General features: G+C 57.6%; 15 protein-coding genes and 1 pseudogene. 7 read left to right on the forward strand and 9 right to left on the reverse strand.

From position 1 onward, the window contains the following. The first annotated feature begins 637 nt into the window (after nt 1–637). Entirely contained in the window at nt 638–1,597 is a 960-nt protein-coding gene (locus HBN61_RS09985; protein WP_170046673.1) for a LysR family transcriptional regulator, read from the forward strand. A 107-nt stretch (nt 1,598–1,704) separates the two neighbouring features. On the opposite strand, the gene fdhE is transcribed toward HBN61_RS09985, so the two are convergent. The 5 genes from fdhE to hemB all read right to left on the reverse strand — a co-directional run bounded on the left by fdhE (nt 1,705) and on the right by hemB (nt 8,439). Further along, nucleotides 1,705–2,613, reverse strand: a complete 909-nt coding sequence (gene fdhE, locus HBN61_RS09990) for a formate dehydrogenase accessory protein FdhE (RefSeq protein WP_170046674.1) — start codon at nt 2,611–2,613, stop codon at nt 1,705–1,707. Beyond that, nucleotides 2,610–3,245 carry a formate dehydrogenase subunit gamma gene (locus HBN61_RS09995; protein ID WP_094993510.1) on the reverse strand — a complete coding sequence of 212 codons (636 nt, stop codon included), beginning with the start codon at nt 3,243–3,245 and terminating at the stop codon, nt 2,610–2,612. The genes fdhE and HBN61_RS09995 overlap by 4 nt, the downstream gene beginning before the upstream one ends. After that, a complete protein-coding gene (gene fdxH, locus HBN61_RS10000; protein WP_275942194.1) occupies nt 3,242–4,162 on the reverse strand; it encodes a formate dehydrogenase subunit beta in 921 nt (306 codons plus the stop codon). Before fdxH ends, HBN61_RS09995 begins: the two co-directional genes overlap by 4 nt. A gap of 18 nt (nt 4,163–4,180) precedes the next feature. Continuing rightward, nucleotides 4,181–7,234: a formate dehydrogenase-N subunit alpha gene (gene fdnG, locus HBN61_RS10005; RefSeq protein WP_170046675.1), complete on the reverse strand. Its 3,054-nt coding sequence runs from the start codon at nt 7,232–7,234 to the stop codon at nt 4,181–4,183. A gap of 230 nt (nt 7,235–7,464) precedes the next feature. Then, complete coding sequence (gene hemB / locus HBN61_RS10010) at nt 7,465–8,439, reverse strand: porphobilinogen synthase (protein WP_094993507.1); 975 nt, start codon at nt 8,437–8,439, stop codon at nt 7,465–7,467. 181 nt (nt 8,440–8,620) lie between these two features. On the opposite strand from hemB, the gene HBN61_RS10015 reads away from it, so the two are divergent. From HBN61_RS10015 to HBN61_RS10030, 4 genes are all read left to right on the forward strand, one after another. After that, a complete protein-coding gene (locus HBN61_RS10015) occupies nt 8,621–8,917 on the forward strand; it encodes an ArsR/SmtB family transcription factor (protein ID WP_047274754.1) in 297 nt (98 codons plus the stop codon). Between the two features lie 54 nt (nt 8,918–8,971). Then, a complete protein-coding gene (locus tag HBN61_RS10020) occupies nt 8,972–9,982 on the forward strand; it encodes a zinc-dependent alcohol dehydrogenase family protein (protein WP_094993506.1) in 1,011 nt (336 codons plus the stop codon). 82 nt (nt 9,983–10,064) lie between these two features. Further along, complete coding sequence (locus HBN61_RS10025; protein ID WP_094993505.1) at nt 10,065–10,538, forward strand: YbaK/EbsC family protein; 474 nt, start codon at nt 10,065–10,067, stop codon at nt 10,536–10,538. 171 nt (nt 10,539–10,709) lie between these two features. Then, a complete protein-coding gene (locus tag HBN61_RS10030; protein ID WP_170046676.1) occupies nt 10,710–12,581 on the forward strand; it encodes a DUF3857 domain-containing transglutaminase family protein in 1,872 nt (623 codons plus the stop codon). Nucleotides 12,582–12,640: 59 nt separating this feature from the next. Here the strand turns inward: HBN61_RS10030 and pgm are convergent, their stop codons facing one another. Beyond that, nucleotides 12,641–14,281 (reverse strand): phosphoglucomutase (alpha-D-glucose-1,6-bisphosphate-dependent), encoded by a 1,641-nt coding sequence (pgm, locus tag HBN61_RS10035; protein ID WP_094993503.1) that lies wholly within the window; start codon nt 14,279–14,281, stop codon nt 12,641–12,643. Nucleotides 14,282–14,530: 249 nt separating this feature from the next. Between pgm and eco the strand changes: the two genes are divergently transcribed. Next, nucleotides 14,531–15,013, forward strand: coding sequence for a serine protease inhibitor ecotin (gene eco, locus HBN61_RS10040; RefSeq protein WP_047274691.1), 483 nt, complete (start codon nt 14,531–14,533; stop codon nt 15,011–15,013). Between the two features lie 53 nt (nt 15,014–15,066). Here the strand turns inward: eco and HBN61_RS10045 are convergent, their stop codons facing one another. Then, nucleotides 15,067–16,209 (reverse strand): PQQ-dependent sugar dehydrogenase, encoded by a 1,143-nt coding sequence (locus HBN61_RS10045; RefSeq protein WP_170046677.1) that lies wholly within the window; start codon nt 16,207–16,209, stop codon nt 15,067–15,069. 18 nt (nt 16,210–16,227) lie between these two features. Continuing rightward, nucleotides 16,228–16,563, reverse strand: a complete 336-nt coding sequence (locus HBN61_RS10050; protein ID WP_170046678.1) for a hypothetical protein — start codon at nt 16,561–16,563, stop codon at nt 16,228–16,230. A gap of 290 nt (nt 16,564–16,853) precedes the next feature. Between HBN61_RS10050 and HBN61_RS22945 the strand changes: the two are divergent. Then, nucleotides 16,854–19,328: pseudogene (locus tag HBN61_RS22945) on the forward strand (autotransporter family protein). On the opposite strand, the gene HBN61_RS10060 reads toward HBN61_RS22945, so the two are convergent. Beyond that, nucleotides 19,311–19,847, reverse strand: a complete 537-nt coding sequence (locus tag HBN61_RS10060) for a hypothetical protein (protein WP_047274694.1) — start codon at nt 19,845–19,847, stop codon at nt 19,311–19,313. The pseudogene HBN61_RS22945 and the gene HBN61_RS10060 overlap by 18 nt on opposite strands. Nucleotides 19,848–19,973: the final 126 nt, after the last annotated feature.

A 19,973-nucleotide genomic window follows, 5' to 3' on the forward strand; every position in this document is an offset into this window, starting at 1 on the left:
AACACGGAGAACCGGTCGAAAAAGCTCTCCGTACATGATTTTTCGGTCACTTTTCGTCCAATGACGCTGTAGGTGCCTGGAAAATTGCAACTTGCCGCGGCTGCACGACAAGTTGATCGGAGCATCCCTAGCGGATGCTGAATAGTTTTCAAAAAATGCACCTTGTGAGTAGAACTTCTTGGCAAGTTCACCGCTTGACTGTTTAAACACCTATCGGCTAGGCCTTTCTCAAGCTACGTCAGACAGACCATTCTAGAAAAAGATCCCTGCATTTAGAATCAAGCACATACCGCGCCAAAATCAAGTGATGCCAAAGTGATATCTCGTAATTTTCTTATAAACAAAGATCCGTTCTCATTCCGAAAGACAATTTACTTCAAAAAGTTAAGAAACTTCCTACGACGATCTCTGAGTCAGCGCCTAAATACAGCCCTTCCCGCCTATATAAATAATGGATCCAAACGCTTTCTATTGGGGACAATCGTTTAGTGCCGTAAACATCCATGAGGCCTGCCTGCGTTCCTCAGGTTCGGAACGCGGATAAAACGCCCCGTGATGTCAAAGCGGCATATTTTCCCTGCCTGTGTAATCATCTGCGCCACAAAAAAACACGCTGACGTGTGGAGCAACAATCAGGATGGATATTTTTCAGGCGATGCGGGTTTTCGTGCGAGTGGTCGAAACCGGCAGCTTCACGGCCGCTGCTCAGGTATTAGGCTACTCCACGGCGCAAACTTCGCGTCTGTTGAGTGAACTGGAAGCCTCGCTGCAGGCACGCTTGCTGCAACGCAGCACACGGCGTCTGGCGCTGACCGAAGTCGGAACCCGCTACCTGGAACGTTGCCGCCTGATATTGACCGAAGTTGAAGACGCCAATGCTGAAGCCGGTGGCGCGCATTTAACACCGCGTGGTCATTTGCGGGTGCAATCAACCACCGGCATAGGCATCCAACTGCTTGCGCCGTTGGTGGCGCGTTATGCGCAACTGTATCCAGAGGTCAATGTGGATTTGACCCTTTCACAGCGTCAGCCCGATTTACTCGAAGAAGGCCATGATGTGGTCATCACGCTGTCTTCTCACTTGCCCGACTCCGAGCTGGTAGGCCAAGCGCTGGGCACTATCTCCAGCGTGATCAGTGCCGCGCCCTCCTACCTCGAGCGCTATGGTATTCCGCAAACGCCTGACGACCTTGCCAACCACCGCTGCCTGCATCTGGTCGATCCGATGTTTACGGATAGCTGGGTATTCCGTGATGAGCAGGGTGAGCAATCCGTACGCCCCGGCGAGGTGTTTCAGGTCAATGTCGCAGAAGCCATGGCCCAGGCCGCTGAAGCAGGACTCGGCGTGTGCTTGCTGCCCGATTACGTTGCCGTGGACTCATACAAACGCAAAGGCTTGGTACGCTTGTTGCCGCACTACCGGCTGCACGAAAAAAGCATTTACGCGCTCTACCCTTCACGCCGATTTCTGGATGCGAAAGTCAAAACTTGGGTCGAATTTCTCAAACAGGAAATACCCGGCATGCTTGAAGCGCACCAGGCCACGGTGAATGACCCGGCGCATTGGGCTCAGGCGTTGACTGCACGCAACCACTGATTTACGCATTGACACCGCCAGCGGTTTCAACCGATATGCCGTCAGCGTGGCTGAGCAGGCTGCCTGGCCGGCACACGACCCGGCACCGTTTTCTTCAGTGGCATCGCCTAGCCTGGGAACAAAAATGGGTTCAGCCCGCTGCGGGCAAACCCTTGCTCTTCAATTTTGGCATCGAGCATCAGTGAGGCCAGGTCATCTGCGAAGGTTTCCAGCGTTGAATCCCGGTCCAGGTACAAGACCTTCAGGTAACTGTGACAATCCAGACAGCTTTCAGCCTTGATGCTGGCTTCTTTACTGTCCAGCGACCAATAGTCGAGGTTGCCAGTCTGCTCGCAATTGCTGCATTTGGCTCTGACCATGTGCCAACGGCTTTCACACAAGCGGCAATGCAAATACCTAAGCCCATTTTGAGCACCACCCAACACCACGCTGGTCGATGGTTCGCTATTACACACCGGGCAAAACTGGCGATGCTCACCATAGTCAGCGTGCCCGCTGGCCGGTAATTGCGCGGCCAGCTGCGTCCAATACAACGAGAGCGCCGCCCAGATAAACAGCGCTCTGCCACTGCCGACTTCGCTGTGATGGCCACTGAGCAGTGCGCTGGCCTGACGGTCCAGTTGATCGGCTTGGGTATCACGTAACCCGGCAATCACCTCCTCAACTGCATCAGTGGCTTGAGGCAGTTGATCGAGCATGGCCAACAACACCTCTTGCCAATAGCCGTCGCGTGGCAGTGTGACGTAATCCAGCGGTGCACCTCCTTGCCCCATGCGCGCCGTGGCCGCATCAACCCACTGTGCAGGCAATGGATGCTGTACCAGGACGTGTTGCTGCGCCTTAACCAGGCGCGCCACAAAGTTCAGGTAGTCCGCCATAGGATGGTCGATGGCCAGCGCCTGCAAACGTTCGGCGCGCCGCTGATAACGTTGTTTGAGCGAGGGCAACAACAAGGGCGTAATCCGGCCGATTCCACCGGTAGGTGTTTCAATCGGCGTCAGCTTGATGCTGCTCATGGATGGTCCTTCTTCGAATCAATCTGTTTAAACCAGCGATCGTGGTGGGTTTTAGCCCACTTGCGCGAGACGTAACCGGTGACCATGCCGCCGATCGAGCCTTTGACCCAAAACCCCATATAGGCGTGGCCAATAACCAGCAGGATCAGGCAAATACCGGTCAATGAATGCATCAGCGCCCCGACGCGTATCACTGGAATCGGGAAAAACGGCGCAAAGTAAGGACGCCAGATCAAAATGCCACTGATCAACAACAGCGTGATCAGGCCCATGATTCCCCAGAACAACAGCTTTTGCCCTGCATTGTATTTACCCACCTGCAACGACGTGGTGTGACGGCCCATCAGGACATCCTTGACGTTGGCGAACCACAGGCGGTCTTGGGGTTCTGGCATGTTGTACTTCACCAATCGCACGAACAGGAACATGAGGGCCAAAAACACCACCACACCCAGGAACGGGTGCAGGATCCGCGCCAGCTGCGGAGTGCCCAATACATGGCTAAGCCAGCTCATCGACGGGAAAAACCACGACAACCCCGACAGCGCCACCAACATGAAACAAATGACCATCAGCCAGTGGCACATGCGCTCGGCAAACGGGGTACGCAGAATCATGTCTTTAGGGTTCATGAGTGCTTCTCCTGTTCCGTGGGCGTGGGGGCTTTTTTATCAGCGTCGATGTCGTCGTCCGACTCATCGGTGGTCAACGGTCCTACGCCAACGTAGTGGAACAGCGTGCCTGCCAAGGTGGCAAAAAACGCCACTGCGGCGACGGGCTTGAGCCAGCCTTTCCAGCCTTCCACCACATTGCTGATCCGAGGGTCGGCTGGCAGATTGTGGTAAAGCTGCGGTTTGTCGGCATGTTGCAACACGTACATCACGTGGGTGCCGCCCACGCCTTGTGGGTCATACACCCCGGCATGTGCGAAACCGCGGGTGTTGAGTTCGGCCACCCGCTCATTGGCCAAGTGTTTCATGTCGGCTTTGCTGCCGAAGTTGATGGCCCCGGTCGGGCACGTCTTAACACAGGCCGGCTCCTGACCCACGCTCACGCGGTCAATGCACAACGTGCACTTATAGGCTTTGTTGTCCTTCTTGCTGATGCGCGGCACATCGAACGGGCAGCCTGCGATGCAATAGCCACACCCGATGCAGTGGTCCGAGCGAAAATCGACAATGCCGTTGGCATATTGCACGATCGCCCCCGGCGCCGGACACGCTTTGAGGCAGCCCGGGTCAGCGCAGTGCATGCAGCCGTCCTTGCGGATGAGCCATTCAAGCTTGCCGTTTTCGTCTTCCACCTCATCGAAACGCATCAGGGTCCAGGTTTCGGCCGACAAGTCCGCCGGGTTGTCATAAACCCCCACGTTATGACCAACCTCATCTCGCAGGTCGTTCCACTCACCGCACGCCACCTGGCAGGCCTTGCAGCCGATGCAGATGGTGACGTCGATCAGTTTGGCCACGTGCACTTCACTGTCACGCACCTGTGGGGCGGGCGTCAGGCTATTGGTCGCAGAGCGCTTGATAATGTCTTGGGATTGCATGGACATGAGCTTTCTCCCTTACGCCTTTTCCACGTTGACAAGGAAAGCCTTGTACTCAGGCGTCTGCGCATTCGCGTCGCCGATGGCCGGGGTCAGGGTGTTGGCCAGGTAGCCCTTGCGGGTTTCCCCTTCGTATCCCCAATGGCACGGAATGCCGATGGTATCGACCTCCTGCCCGCCCACTTGCAGGGTGCGGATGCGTTTGGTCACCACCGCTTTGGCCTTGATGTAGCCGCGCTTGGTGCTGACCTTGACCCAGTCCCCCTGGACAATGCCTTTCTTATTCGCCAGGTTTTCGCCAATCTCAATGAACTGTTCCGGCTGCAACACGGCGTTGATACGCGAGTGTTTGGTCCAATGGCGGAACAGTTCCGTGATCGAGTACGTGGTGGCGACGTACGGAAATTCTGCTGCTGTTCCCAGTCGCGCCTGGTCGTAAGGAAAAATACGCACCGTAGGGTTGTAAACCGTACTCGGGTGCAGCGGGTTGCGCCCTGTGGGTGATTCCGTCGGCTCGTAATGTTCCGGGAACGGACCGTCCACCAACGTATCAATGGCGTATAAACGCCCTACCCCTTCAGGCAGCATGATGAATGGGCTGGCCTTACTGCCGGGCGGCAGGGTGGCCGGGAAGTCCGGCACATCGATGCCGGTCCAGCGCTGGCCGTTCCACTCAATGATTTTGCGCGCCGGGTCCCAAGGCTTGCCTTGAGGGTCGGCTGACGCACGGTTGTAGAGGATGCGACGGTTTTGCGGCCACGCCCAGGCCCAGCCCAGCGTACTGCCCAGGCCTGATGGGTCGGCGTTGTCGCGGCGTGCCATCTGGTTGCCTTGCGGGGTCCAGGAGCCGGCAAATATCCAGTTGAAACTGGCGGTGGTGCCGTCATCGCGCAATTGCGAGAAGTCGCTGAGCAATTCCCCTTTACGCACCGTAATATTGCCCTGTGCGTCTTTGAGATCTTCCAGTGCAAAGCCGTTGGCCTCTTGCGCCACTTCTTCGGGCGTGGGGTCCAGCGGGTCACGGTAATTCCACGCCATGTTCAACAGCGGGGCGGGGTTAGCGCCACCTTCTTGCTCATACATCTGGCGAAGTTTGACGAACAGATGGCCCAAAAGTTTGCCGTCATGCCACGCTTCATTCGGCGGCGCCGCACCTGCCCAATGCCATTGCAGCCAGCGGCCCGAGTTGACGATGGAGCCGTTTTCTTCGGCAAAACAGGAGGATGGCAAACGGAACACTTCGGTCTTGATGCTGGCGGTATCGACGTCGTTCTGGTCGCCGTAGTTCTTCCAGAAGCTGGAGGTCTCGGTCACCAGCGGGTCAATGATCACCAGGTACTTGAGTTTGGACAACGCGGCGCTGGCCTTGTTTTTGTCCGGGAAGGCCGCAATCGGGTTGAAGCCTTGGGCAATGTACCCATTGACCTGCCCGTCGTACATCATCTCCAGATAGCGCAACACGTCGTAACTTTTATCCCACTTGGGCAACCAGTCAAACCCCCAGTCGTTGGCTGCGGTAGCGTTATCACCCCAGAAGGTTTTCATCATGCTGGTGAAAAATTTTGGCGTGTTCTGGTAGTAGTTGACCTGTTCGGGCAACAAGGCCTTGGGTGTGGTTTGTTTGAGGTAAGTGGCCAAATCGGTTTGCTGGTCACTGGGCAAATTCATGTAGCCCGGCAACCGCAACGACAGCAGCCCAATGTCGGTGTAACCCTGAATATTGGAGTGGCCGCGCAAGGCGTTAACGCCGCCGCCAGCCATGCCGATGTTGCCGAGCAGCAATTGAATCATTCCGGCACCGCGAATCATCTGCACGCCACTGGAGTGGTGAGTCCAACCCAGCGCATAGAGGAAGGTCGTGGTGCGGTTCGGCACACTGGTTTCACCGATGATGCGGCAAATTTCCAGGAAGTCTTCTTTAGGCGTGCCGCAAATGTCAGTCACGACGTCGGGCGTGTAACGGCTGACGTGGGCTTTAAGCAGGTTCCACACACAGCGCGGATGGCTGTAGGTTTCGTCGCGTCGGGCGAAGCCGTTTTCGTCGACTTCATACATCCATTCGCTGCGATCGTATTGCTTTTTGGCCGGATCAAAACCGCTGAACAGGCCTTCTTCGAAGGTATAGCTGTCACGCACGATCAGCGGCGCGTTGGTGTAGGCCCGCACATACTCATGGTGAATGCGGTCATGGGTGATCAGGTAGTTGATCATGCCCATCAGGAAGGCAATGTCAGACCCAGCGCGGATCGGCGAGTAGAGATCCGCCACCGCAGCACTGCGGTTGAAGCGCGGATCGACCACGATGACTTTGGCGCCATTACGGATCTTGGCTTCGACCACCCATTTGAAACCCACCGGGTGCGCTTCGGCGGGGTTGCCGCCCATGATCAGCACCACGTTGGCATTTTTGATATCAACCCAGTTGTTGGTCATCGCACCGCGGCCCAACGTTGGCGCCAGGGCCGATACAGTAGGTGCGTGACACAGCCGCGCCTGGCAATCGATGCCGAGCATGCCCAGCGCACGGGTGAAACGTTGATCGAGGAAGCCGGTTTCGTTACTGGCCGCCGACGAGCACAGCATGCCCGTGGTCAACCAGCGGTTAACGGTCACGCCGTCGGCGTTCTTTTCGATAAAGTTGGCGTCCCGGTCGTCTTTCATCAAACGGGTGATACGGGTGATGGCTTCGTCCCAACTGATGCGTTGCCACTCGTTGGAGCCGGGGGCGCGGTATTCCGGGTATTTAAGACGCTGTTCGCTGTAGATGAAGTCAATCAGGCCAGCGCCTTTGGGGCACAGCGAGCCTCGGCTGACCGGGTGATCCGGGTCGCCTTCGATATGGAAGATGCGGGCTTTGGCGTTCTTCGCGCCGTCACCCAGGCTGTACATCAAGATCCCGCAACCCACCGAGCAATAGGTGCAGTTGTTACGGGTTTCTTTGGCGCGTAACAGTTTGTATTGGCGGGAGGGATCTGCTTGAGCAAGACCGGGGGCAAACCCGAGTGATGCAACTGTGGCCGTGGCTACACCGGCCGTACAAAGTTTGACGAACTGTCTTCTGCCGACGTCCATAAATCTCCTCAACATCCGTGCGCTATGCCGGACACAGAGTCGTTCCCGCCTCACGGTGACGGGATACGCTCAGGCTTTTTTATCTAATGACCATAGCCAACTTCCGCTCGCACGCGAGGAAAAATCAACCCTAAGGAATATGACAAAAAGCGCCGCAGCGTTATTGACGGACGTCAAGAAAGATGTGAATGGCGGCAAACTGCGCGGGTACGCCGTTTGCCGCTGGCGACTTAAATGCCTTGCAGGGCAAGGTCCATCGCAAAGTAGGTGAGGATCATGTCGGCACCGGCGCGCTTGATCGAGCCCAGGCTTTCACGCACCACACGGGCCTCATCGATGGCCCCCGCCTGTGCGCCAAACTTGATCATCGCGTATTCGCCGCTGACCTGATACGCCGCCAGCGGTAAACGCGAGGCTTCACGGATGTCGCGAATGATATCCAGATAAGCCCCGGCCGGCTTGACCATCAAGACGTCCGCGCCCTCCTGTTCGTCCAGCAAGGACTCGCGAATCGCTTCGCGGCGGTTCATCGGGTTCATTTGGTATGACTTGCGGTCGCCCTTCAATGCACTGCCGCCTGCTTCACGGAACGGGCCGTACAGGGCCGAGGCGAACTTGGTGGAATACGCCATGATCGACGTGTCCAGAAACCCCGCGCCATCCAGCGCACTGCGAATCGCTTGCACCTGGCCATCCATCGCGGCCGAAGGCGAGATGAAGTCAGCGCCCGCAGCCGCAGCTGCCACGGCTTGTTTGCCGAGATTGATCAACGTCGCGTCGTTGTCCACGCCATGGTCATGCATCACGCCACAGTGGCCGTGAGAGGTGTATTCGCAGAAGCAGGTGTCGCTCATGACCACCATGTCCGGCGCCGCGTCTTTGCTGATGCGCACCATGCGCGACACCAGCCCGTCTTCACGCATGGCATCGCTGCCAGTGGCGTCCAGATGGTGCGACACGCCAAACAGCATCACTGACTTGATACCGGCGCGCGCGTACCGCTCGATTTCGCCCGCCAGTTTCGACTCAGGGATGCGCATGACACCCGGCATGCTGGTAATGGGCACGAAGTCGTCGATTTCTTCCTCAACAAAAATCGGCAACACCAGGTCATTAAGGCTGAATTCGGTTTCCTGGAACAGGTCGCGAAGGGTTTGGGAGCGACGCAAACGACGCGGGCGAACAGCGGGGAACTGGTTAGGCATCATGGTTCCTGAGGGGCAGGTTCATAAGACAAGTGAGCCTTGGCCAAGGCTCAATGGCGCAACAAATACAGGATTGACCCCTGAATTGCAAAACATCCGGCCCACCTGCGCGCCATTGCCGCGCCCGGCATATCAGGCGTGCGGGTTGAACATTTCGTTAAAAGGCGTAATATCGCCGCCCATGATTCTCGAACAGCTCAAAGCGCTGGGCAATGACACTCGCATGCAAATGATGGAGTGGCTCAAAGACCCACTTACCCATTTCCCGCCACAGGATCACGGAGATCCTGCTATCGGTGTCTGCGTGACCCACTTGCAGCACAAGGCAGGGCTTTCACCCTCCACGGCTTCCGCGCATCTAGCCATTTTGCAGCGTGCCGGCTTTGTCTTGACCACGCGCATTGGCAAATGGACCTATTACCGGCGCAACGAGCAAGCGATTGATGACTTTGCGGCTAGGCTGAAAATCGAGTTGTAATTTTTACCTATACATTTCGTCGTTTTGCGTAATGTAAAAATATGAGGAACTTCCATGAGCACTAAAACCATTTTCGTCCAACCCGGTGGTGGCTATGACAACGTGGTTGTCGGCAGCAGCGAAGTGCGCGCGCCAGCGGGCGGCGAAATTACCGTGCGACTGCATGCCAACTCCCTGAACTATCACGATTTCGCTGTGGTTAGCGGCATGTGGGGGCCGTCTGAAAAGCGCATCCCGATGGCCGATGGTGCGGGAGAAGTGATCGCGGTAGGCCCGGACGTAACCGAATTCAAGGTCGGGGATTCAGTCGTCAGCACTTTCTTCCCCGAGTGGATTGATGGCACGCCGTTGGTGGAAGGGTTTGTCACCGTTCCGGGGGATGGCATTGACGGCTACGCCCGCGAGCACGTGACGGCCAAAGCGACCGCTTTCACACTGGCCCCGACCGGTTACAGCCACGCTGAAGCCTCGACCCTGACCACCGCGGGCCTGACAGCCTGGCGTGCGCTGATGGCCGATGACTCGCTCAAACCCGGCGACACCGTGCTGGTACAAGGCACGGGAGGGGTTTCAATTTTTGCACTGCAATTCGCGAAAATGGCCGGTGCAACCGTCATTGCCACCTCCTCCAGCGATGAAAAGCTGGAGCGCCTGAAAGCGCTGGGGGCCGACCACGTCATCAACTACCGCAAAGACACCCGTTGGGGCGAGACCGCCCGCGCACTGACCGGTGGCCGTGGCGTCGATCACATCATCGAAGTGGGTGGCCCCGCGACCCTTGAGCAATCGATGATTGCCGTGCGCGTCGCCGGGCACATCTCGATCATTGGCATTTTGAGCGGCGTCAGCGGCGCCATGGACTTCGTACCTGCACTGGTCAAGCAAGTTCGCCTGCAAGGCGTGCTGGTCGGCAGCCGCAGTCAGCAACAAGACATGATCCGCGCCATCAATGCCAACGGCATGCGTCCGGTCATCGATCGTCACTTCCCGCTGACCGATATTGTTGAAGCCTTCAAATACCAGGAAACCAACCAGCATTTCGGCAAAATCTGCCTGGACATCTAAACGCAATACCGCCGCAAGGCGCATTGACAGTGCGCTTGCGGCTTCACTAGATTCAGGCTTTTGCCCCCACGAGCGAAGCCTAATGAGCCTTGAATCTGTACGTGCGTTCTTTAACGCCAACGCCCCCGACCTGCACATCATCGAATTGGCCACCAGCACGGCGACGGTTGCACTGGCCGCCGAAGCCCATGGGGTCGAACCCGGTCAAATCGCCAAAACCCTGGCCTTTCGCGTTGGCGAGCGCAACGTATTACTGGTAGCTCGAGGTGACGCGCGGATCGATAACAAAAAGATCAAAGACGCCTTGGGCAGCAAAGCCAAAATGCTGGACGCCGAAACCGTGGTGGCACTCACCAGTCATCCGGTCGGCGGTGTCTGCCCTTTCGGGCTGGCGACTGACCTGCCCGTTTACTGCGACATTTCCCTGCAAAGCTTTACCGAAGTCATGCCTGCCGCGGGCGCCACGCACACCGCGGTAAAGCTATGCCCCACGCGCCTGGCAGCGCTGGTCAACGCGCAGTGGGTCGATGTGTGCCAGCCGCTTCCTGCCGCCTGATAATTGGAGAAGGCTCTAGCTCGGGCCTCTCCGCTGCATTAATTGTCCTACAATGTAGAAATTACAGTTGAGATCGATTATCATCCGCCACTCGCGCAGCACCCTACACCGCTAATCAACAATCATTAAAACGTCGCAGGTGCTGCTTTAAAGGAATGACCTGAGGCGCTCATGCACCGCTTTACTTTCAGCAAATCGTTGATTTGCGCAACATTGGGGATTGTCAGCCTGCCCTCTTTCGCGGCATTGCAACCAGCGTCAGATGCGGCGCTGGCCGGCGAAACACAACGCACCTGCCACTTCAACAAAGACACCAGCAGCGACTGCACCACCACTTACCGTTACACCATCCTGACCAACAATGGGCGAGAGATGCTATCGCGCATTGACTTCAGCTTCCCCGAAACGGACCGGCTGGACATCATCGACGCCCACTCCACCCAGCCCGGTGGCACACCGCAGCCATTGGCTGAATCGCAAATCGACACGCGTATGGCACCCAACCCGGATCAGGGCTTTTTGCGGGCCAAACAAACGTCCATTGCGTTTCCAAACCTGCGCGTCGGCACCCAACTCACCTACACCGTGCGTGAACACACCACGGCCAAACCGCTGATGGAGCACTTCCATTACCAGATGACATTCGGCCCCAGCCCGGTTCGCACGGATGTGTTCAAAGGCACGTTCACCGCCGAGCAGCCGATTGTCTGGCGCAGCGAACAGATGGAGGATTTCATCTTCACGCCCTCGGCCGATCACAAAACGTTGGTGATCGAGCAAAAGAAACCGCGCTTTGTGAATTACATCAACGAAGCAAGCAATGGCTACATCCGCCAGGTGCCACGGGTTGAAATCGGCAGCTCTAGCCAGTTACAGGATTACTTCGGGCCTTTCGCCAAACGCTACAACGAAATTCTCGCTGCGCGCCTGCCTGCCGGTGCCGCAAAAACCGTCTCCGGGCTCAAGGGCTTGCCGCCTGCACAGCAAGTAGCCGGTGTGATGCAGTACATCCACGATCAATACCGCTACATGGGCGACTGGCGCGCTACCGACCGAGGGTATGTGCCATTCAGCCTGAGCGAGATCGAAGTGCGTGGCTACGGCGACTGCAAGGATTTATCGGTGTTGCTGACGGCCATGTTAAAAGCCAGTGGCATCAACGCGCACACCACCTGGGTCAGCCGGGGTACAACGCCGCTCAGCCTGCTGCTGCCCGGCACCAGCTCCGCCAACCACGCCATCGTGCGTGCTGAAGTGGATGGGCACGTCTGGTGGCTGGACCCGACCAATCCGGTGTTCATGCCAGGGCGCAGCATGCCGGACATTCAGGATCGCTGGGCGCTGGTCATCGATGATCAAGGCACGGTGCGTCAGGAACACATCCCCGAAGCCCCGGCTACTGTGAGCATGGACGTGAAAAAGTTTGAACACTTCAATGACGAAGGACAGGCGCGCACCACGGCGCAGGTGCAGATGGGGCAAATGATGTTGATGCAGCTCAGCTACGCCGACACGGAATCAGGGGTCTCTGCCACCGACCTGAACCTGTGTAACAACTTTGGCAAAGAGATCGGTGATTGCACCATCACCCGTGAAAAAACCGGTTTTGTGGTCCCGCAGCATTATAGGGTTCACGCCCGCCTGACCAACCTGCGCCCATTGGAGAACATGGCCGGGCAGTTGATCTATAAACCCGCATTCATGACCGAGCGCTGGGACAGCCTGATGAACTATCGACGCACAGGCCAACTGGCAGACTTGTATATGGGGGATCCGGAAACGATGACCTACGACATCACCCTTTCAGGTGCCAAGGTGGCCAAGCTCATCAACACCTGCAAGGTCAATTCACCCTGGTTTGATCTGGAGTTGAGCAGCCAGCTCAATAAAGGTGAGTACCGTTACCGGTACTCCGTGACGCAAAAACACAGTTGGCTGAGCCATGACGCGATCATGAGCGCCCCGTTCGAAGCGATGCTGCAGCAAGCCCGAGCGTGCAACGAACACATGCAACAACGGGTGCAACTCAACACCCAGGGTTGATAGCCGCCCTTTTAAAACGCCTGGTCCTGTAAAGGGATCAGGCGTTTTTGCAGCTGGGGTCAGGCGATAGCAGCGTCGACCAACACTTGAGCTTCTTCAACCAACCGGTTGAGATGCTCGTCGCCGATAAAGCTCTCGGCGTAGATCTTGTAGATGTCTTCGGTGCCCGATGGGCGCGCAGCGAACCATCCGTTTTCGGTCATGACCTTCAGGCCGCCAATCGCCTGATGATTGCCGGGGGCATGGCTCAGAATTTGCGTGATGGCTTCACCCGCCAAGGTAGTCGACTTGACCTGGTCCGGTGACAGCTTGCCCAGCAGCGCCTTTTGCGCAGGCGTCGCCTTGGCATCTACACGGGTTGAGAAAGGCTGTCCCAGGTCGTCGGTCATCTGCTGGTACAACTGCGACGGATCGCGACCGGTGCGGGCCGTCATCTCTGCGGCCAATAAAGACGGAATCAAACCATCCTTGTCTGTCGACCACACACTGCCATCGCGCCGCAGGAACGATGCCCCTGCGCTCTCTTCGCCACCGAAGCCGAGCGAACCGTCAAACAGGCCATCGGCAAACCACTTGAAGCCCACTGGCACTTCGTACAAACGACGGCCAAGACGCGCGGCCACCCGATCAATCAACCCGCTGCTGACCACGGTTTTGCCCACGGCCGCATCGACGCGCCATTGCGGACGATTGCGGAACAGGTAGTCGATGGAGACGGCGAGGTAATTGTTCGGCGCTAACAGGCCGCCCGAAGGGGTCACAATGCCATGACGGTCATGATCCGGGTCGCAGGCAAAGGCCACATCAAAACGCTCTTTCAGGCCGATCAGGCCTTGCATCGCATAGCTCGAGGACGGGTCCATGCGGATCCGCCCGTCCCAGTCGACGCACATAAAGCGGAACGTCGGGTCGACGGACGTGTTCACTACATCCAGATTCAAGCCGTAGTGCTCACCGATTGCTGACCAGTAGCGCACGCCTGCGCCGCCAAGCGGATCGACTCCCAGACGCAGATTGGCACCGCGCAAGGTATCCATGTCGATGACGTTCTTCAGGTCAGCCACATAAGTGTTCAGGTAGTCGTGACGGTGCGTCGTACTGGCCTTGAGGGCTTGCTCATAACTGATGCGCTTCACACCCGCCAGCCTGGCGGCCAGTAATTCGTTGGCCTTGGCCTCAATCCACTTGGTTACGTCAGTGTCTGCCGGTCCGCCGTTGGGAGGGTTGTATTTGAAGCCACCACTTTCAGGCGGGTTATGCGAAGGCGTAATCACCACACCATCCGCCAGGCCAGACGTACGGCCGCGGTTATAGCAAAGGATGGCGTGGGAAATTGCGGGCGTCGGGGTGTACTCGTCTGCAGCGGCAATCATGGTCTCGACACCATTGGCAGCGAAGACTTCCAAAGCGCTCGCCCCGGCCGGGGTGGAAAGCGCGTGGGTGTCGATGCCGACGAACAGTGGGCCATTGATGCCCTTGGCGTGACGGTACAGGCAAATGGCCTGGCTGATGGCCAATACATGCCATTCATTGAAGCTCAACTCAAACGAGCTGCCGCGATGACCGGAGGTTCCGAACGCGACGCGCTGGGTCGCAATGCTGGCATCGGGCTGACCGGTGTAATAAGCGGTCACCAGTCGCGCAATATCGACCAGCAACTGTGCCGGCGCCGGTTTGCCCGCAAGAGGACTGAGTGTCATGCAAAACCTCGGGAAATAAATGATTCGGAGGAAAAAACGCAGTTTACTGGCACTTCGACACTGGCGAGAAGCGATCTATCCCAGGCCTGCGCAATTGCCTGCGTTTTTGATGATCGCAGGCTCTATTACGGCACGTGACGATGACCCTGTTTGCAACAAAACCTAGCTCATGGCAAAACTATGGCACTTTCCGGTGTTTTCGTGATCCAACCGGAGGCTTTCTTTCTGCACTGAATTTAAGGACACATCATGAAACCACTGGTCATCAGCGCGGCACTGTTGTTTTCGTTGAGTACGCTGAGCGGCGTTGCCAACGCCGCCAAACTGGAAGACGTGGCGCCCTACCCTAAAGCCGATAAGGGCTTTAGCCGACAAGTCATTCATTTGCCGACGCAGAAAAATGAAGACGATTACAAAGTCCAGATCATTGCCGGCAAGACCCTGCAAGTGGACTGCAACAAGCAACGCCTGGGCGGCAAGCTGGAAGAGAAGACGCTCAAAGGCTGGGGCTACCCTATGTATCGCCTTAACAAGGTCAGCGGCCCGGCGACAACGCTGATGGCCTGCCCTGAAGGCAAAACGCACGCTGAATTCGTACCGGTCGTGGGGGACGGGTTCATGCTGCGCTACAACAGCAAACTGCCTATCGTGCTGTACGTACCCAAGGACATTGAAGTGCGTTATCGCATCTGGTCGGCCTCCAAGCAAATCAAGCAGGCCGTTGCCGAGTAACTCTTTATGGGGCGCCACGGCCACACGGGGTGGCGCCCGCGGATGCTTGCACGCTACTGCAGACCCACGCGATAAAGCACACCGTCTTTTTCATCGGTCAGCACATACAGATAACCGTCCGGACCTTGCCGCACGTCGCGAATCCGCGACTTCAATTCGCCCAGCAGGCGCTCTTCATGCACAACTTTGTCCCCGTCCAGTTGAAGGCGGATCAGGTTTTGGTCAGCCAATGCCCCAATGAACACATTGTGTTGCCAGGGCGTGAACCGAGTGGCGTCATAAAACGTCATGCCGCTTATACCCGGGGATTGCTCCCAGACATGATTGGGCCCTTTCATGCCTTCGACCGCCGCGCCCTGCGCTTCCGGAATGGGTTTGGAGGAGTAGTCAATCCCATGGGTTGCCATAGGCCAGCCGTAATTGTTGCCGCGTTCGATCAGATTGATTTCATCCCCGCCTTTTGGTCCGTGTTCATGGGTCCACAACGAGCCGGTCCAAGGGTTTAACGCAGCACCCTGTGGGTTGCGATGCCCATAAGACCAGGTCTGCGGGCGTACATTGGGCTGGCCAACAAACGGGTTGTCATCCGGCACACGCCCATCCGGATAAATACGCACGACTTTGCCTTGCAGCTTGTCGAGGTCTTGGGCTGTCGGACGCTGATTGTTTTCGCCCAATGCGATGAACAGGTAGCCGTCCCGATCAAACACCAACCGAGAGCCGAAATGGTTACCCGTTGATAGTTTGGGTTCCTGTCGGAAGATCACCTGGAAATTGCTCAATTTCGTCAAGTCGTCCGACAACCGCCCTCGGCCCGCCACGGTGCCCGCCGTACCGCCGTCACCCCCACCTTCGGCGTACGTCACGTAGACCATTCGGTCTGTGCGAAAGTCAGGTGACAGCGCGACGTCCATTAAGCCGCCCTGCCCCTTCGCCCATACCTCGGGCACGCCTCCCAACGGCGCAGACAATTGACCATCAGGGCTGACAACCCGCAGATTGCCAGGCCTTTCGGTCACCAGAATGCCCTGTTTTTCCGGCAAGAATGCCAATGCCCACGGATGACTGAGCCCCCCGACGACTTTGTCGACAGTGACCACGCCTTCTTCAGAGGTGAAATTTCGGGCGTGGGCCATCATCGCTGCGGTGAGTAATGATGTGGCACACAGCGCTGCCAGCAGGGTTTTCCTCAGCATCTGTCGCTCCTTGGGTGATTAACGTGCGTTTTGCCGTTGCAGTGACGGTGCCGTGGGCTTGAGTGTCGCGGGCGGTGTCGTGGGGCGCGGATATCCGTTGCGGATCTGGCCATTTTCAAGGGTAGGTACGGACGGCGCTGGCAAGGTAGTGGCTCCGCGCACGGGGGGAGCGCTGGAGGTGCTGCCCTGGCGGCTATTGGGGTTGATACGGCGCAAGGTGTTGTCAACTGGCGGGGGGCTGGTGACGATCGTGTTCTGCGCCAAAGCCGCATCAACAACCCGTGGCTCGGCCTGTGCCGTTACGCCACAACTGACCAGCATCTGCAAAAGACCACAGTAAATGATGGGTTTCATGGTGCGTTCCTTATGCCGTATTCAGTCACCGTTGGATCGCATTTGGGTCAGCGGGTTCGCTTTAAAACGTCGGAATTATTGCGCTTCCCCTGAGTACCTCTGATGCGCAGTGACGGATTGCGGACCTCAATCACCTAGCCTGTCAGTAAACAACGCGAGAAAAATCGCCACAAGCTGTCACTTTTGACAGCTTATCCGGGGGTTTCATTGGGTTTATAACCACATCTACTTCGACCGGCCGCCGTGACGGCGCATGTAGATGGATCCATTAAATTCTCAGGAGGGTGCCCATGACCCGCAGTCGTACGTGCCAACTGTTCGCCTTTTCGGTGCTGAGCCTTGCCTTGCACGACGCCCACGCTGCCTGCAGCTTCAGTCCGACACCGGGCGATGACAGCTATGTATGTGACAGCGACAGTGCGCCATCCTTGATCGACTTGTCTGGGAATAACACCCTGACCCTGCCCGCCAACAGTTCCGGCACTATCAATGGCCCCGTCACGTTTGGAGCGGGCGCTGATCGCATCACTGTCCACGGCGGCTTGATCACCGGGGCCGTCATTCAGGGCGATGGCATTGACGATTTTGTGATGACGGGCGGGCAGGTCCAGTCGCTGGCACAGGGTGATGGGCGGGACACATTCCTGATGACCGGCGGCACCATCGTGGGCGCTTTCGAAGATGGGGATGTGGCAAAAATGACGGGCGGGAGTATCGGCCGGGTTGACATGAAACTGGACAACAACATCTTCGACATGTCGGGCGGAAACATCACCGGCAACCTGGTCACAGCATTTGGCAGAGACACCATCATCCTGTCCGGTGGCAGCATTGGCGGCAATATCAGTGTCAGCGGTGGGGATGATTCCGTCACGGTCACCGGCGGCACGGTGGGCGGGGAAATCCGGCTAAGCGTTGGCGACGACCGCTTTGTCTGGCGCGACGCAGGGACCCTCAAGGGCGCTGTGCTAATGGGCGACGGCAACGACACGGCGGTGTTGGGCAACCTCACCGAAACACTCTTGTCTTCCACCCCGGCCATCGATGGCGGGCCGGGGGCAGACAAGCTGAGCGTCGAAAACAGCAGCCCTGAAAGCGGCGCACGTTATATCAACTGGGAAACCATCAACCTCGCACAGACTTCTAGCCTGACACTCAACGACACCCTGACGCTGGGCGACAGCACCGCGGGGACTGGCGTTCTCACCCTCGATGCCACCAGCCGGATCGGCTCCAGCCAAGGCGTAATTAACGCCTATGCCAGCGGGCAAAAAGTCAGTGTGAATAACGCCGGGTTGATTGACCTCACCTCCAGCGGTACGTCGGTGACCGATCAGTTGACCATCGCAGGCAACTACACGGGCGACGGCGCGCGACTCAACCTGCAAAGCGTTTTGGCTGGCGACAACGCCCCCTCGGACAGGCTGATCGTTTCCACGGGCACTATCAGCGGCACCACCTCAATAAACGTGACCAATGCGGGCGGTATGGGCGCGCTGACGACTCAAAACGGTATTCAAGTGGTTGAAGCCAATCAGGGTGCCGTCAGCAGTGCAGACGCGTTCACGTTGGGCCGCCCCCTTTCGGCAGGCGCCTATCAGTATTACCTGTTCAAAGGCGGGGTGACGGCGGGCAGTGAAAACAGTTGGTACCTGCGCTCCAGCGTGGTGGCACCGTCAGCGGTCGCAGCTGTGCCGCAACAGCCAACGCCAGAACAACCCACCCCCCAACAACCCCTGCCCGTGCCTCCTCCAACCCCCGCGATGGGCACCCCGCCCCTGCCGGTTGCGGCACCCGGTGAAAGCATCGTCTTGTACCGGCAGGAAGTGCCGCTGTATGCCGTGGTGCCCCCTGTGGCTGCTTTATTGGCCCAAACTACGCTGAGCACGTTTCATGAGCGTCAGGGTGATCAGAACCTGCTGAGGGAGGACGGTGCCCTGCCCGGCGGATGGGTGCGTGCCTTTGGTAACTCAATGCGCCAGAGCTGGTCAGGTACTGTTACACCCAGTTTCGACGGCTCAATCAATGGCTATCAGGTCGGTCATGACCTTTATGGCTATAGCCATGCCAACGGCTACCGGCAGCGCGCTGGCCTGTTCGTCAGCCATGCACGGCTGGACGGCGATGTTCGAGGGTTCAATCTGGGCTTTAAGGACAACAAGGCCGGCGATGTTCGACTGGACGGCGACAGCCTTGGCGCTTACTGGACATTGATCGGTCCGCAGTCCGCCTACCTAGACGTAGTGGCCTTGGGTACCCGTTTTGATGGACGCAGCCGTTCAGAACGAGGCGTCAAACTGGATCTGGACGGCCATGGTGTCAGTCTGTCGGTAGAAGCCGGTTACCCCCTCGCCCTTACTGATCGCTGGAAAATCGAACCTCAAGCTCAAATCATCGGCCAACGGGTGAAGATGGACAGCGCGCAAGATGGCATTTCAAACGTGGGTTTCGACACCCAGGACTATCTGAAAGGCCGTGTAGGCGCACGTCTAAAAGGCGCTTAGGAAATCGCCAACGTGCCCGTCGAACCTTACGTACGCACCAACCTGTGGCGCAGCTTCGGCGGCAATGACACCACCCGTTACGACGCGCAACCGGTAACCCGCACGGACCACACCTCCAGCACCATGGACATTGGTGCTGGCATCGTCGCCCGGCTTCATCCCGGCGTCAGCGTGTATGCAAGTACCGATTACAGCGCCAACATCGACAGCCGTAACCAAGAAGGACTCAGTGGGTCCCTGGGTTTACGGGTGAGTTGGTGAATCAACGTGGCGGTAATCCTCGGGGCCGATTTCAATCACCGTGGATTGCTTGGCCTCGTCAAGCAGCGCCTGACGACAGACTTGATAGCAATCCTCAATGTGGTCGTTGCCGACCATTTTCATGACCCCAAAGCTGATGGTAGCTGCCACGGCCTGTCCAACCAGGGGAATGAAGCGAGTGATGGACTTGGTGGCGACTTTGACGCCCATCTTGCGCAGCAGCGACATCACCAGGGTCCGGCTGACAAACTTGCCGATAATCTCGCTGCCGATGCCCGAAGCCGCTACGACGATCAGTCGTTTGGAGCGCGTATCCAGTTGCTCGATTTGCTGGGGTGTAAGCCCGAACTTGCTGTTAATGGCGGGTAGCATTTCCACCAGCAAAGCCACATCGGTGCCGATGTCGAGCCCGGGGATGGGGACGGCCGCAGCACCCGCGGAGACCGCAGAGCGCTTGGTGACCATGGACTTGCATTCGTCCCGAATGCGATCAAGCTCGGCCAATGACCTGATTAACATAAGATTCCCCTGACAAATAAAAACGCATGCGGGCAGTCTACTACGGGCTGAACCCGCTGAAGACCGGCTGCAAGGATGTAGAACGTCAGCAGCCAGAGAAATTCAAAGAAGATTGAGTGCGCGGGG

Source organism: Pseudomonas sp. WS 5071 (assembly GCF_012985765.1).
GTDB classification, from domain to species: domain Bacteria; phylum Pseudomonadota; class Gammaproteobacteria; order Pseudomonadales; family Pseudomonadaceae; genus Aquipseudomonas; species Aquipseudomonas lundensis_A.

Bases quoted from the DNA above. Each gene is read 5' to 3' on its own strand.
- HBN61_RS09985 (WP_170046673.1), top strand. From the start codon at position 638: ATGGATATTTTTCAGGCGATGCGGGTTTTCGTGCGAGTGGTCGAAACC.
- fdhE (WP_170046674.1), bottom strand. From the start codon at position 2,613: ATGAGCAGCATCAAGCTGACGCCGATTGAAACACCTACCGGTGGAATC.
- HBN61_RS09995 (WP_094993510.1), bottom strand. From the start codon at position 3,245: ATGAACCCTAAAGACATGATTCTGCGTACCCCGTTTGCCGAGCGCATG.
- fdxH (WP_275942194.1), bottom strand. From the start codon at position 4,162: ATGCAATCCCAAGACATTATCAAGCGCTCTGCGACCAATAGCCTGACG.
- fdnG (WP_170046675.1), bottom strand. From the start codon at position 7,234: ATGGACGTCGGCAGAAGACAGTTCGTCAAACTTTGTACGGCCGGTGTA.
- hemB (WP_094993507.1), bottom strand. From the start codon at position 8,439: ATGCCTAACCAGTTCCCCGCTGTTCGCCCGCGTCGTTTGCGTCGCTCC.
- HBN61_RS10015 (WP_047274754.1), top strand. From the start codon at position 8,621: ATGATTCTCGAACAGCTCAAAGCGCTGGGCAATGACACTCGCATGCAA.
- HBN61_RS10020 (WP_094993506.1), top strand. From the start codon at position 8,972: ATGAGCACTAAAACCATTTTCGTCCAACCCGGTGGTGGCTATGACAAC.
- HBN61_RS10025 (WP_094993505.1), top strand. From the start codon at position 10,065: ATGAGCCTTGAATCTGTACGTGCGTTCTTTAACGCCAACGCCCCCGAC.
- HBN61_RS10030 (WP_170046676.1), top strand. From the start codon at position 10,710: ATGCACCGCTTTACTTTCAGCAAATCGTTGATTTGCGCAACATTGGGG.
- pgm (WP_094993503.1), bottom strand. From the start codon at position 14,281: ATGACACTCAGTCCTCTTGCGGGCAAACCGGCGCCGGCACAGTTGCTG.
- eco (WP_047274691.1), top strand. From the start codon at position 14,531: ATGAAACCACTGGTCATCAGCGCGGCACTGTTGTTTTCGTTGAGTACG.
- HBN61_RS10045 (WP_170046677.1), bottom strand. From the start codon at position 16,209: ATGCTGAGGAAAACCCTGCTGGCAGCGCTGTGTGCCACATCATTACTC.
- HBN61_RS10050 (WP_170046678.1), bottom strand. From the start codon at position 16,563: ATGAAACCCATCATTTACTGTGGTCTTTTGCAGATGCTGGTCAGTTGT.
- HBN61_RS10060 (WP_047274694.1), bottom strand. From the start codon at position 19,847: ATGTTAATCAGGTCATTGGCCGAGCTTGATCGCATTCGGGACGAATGC.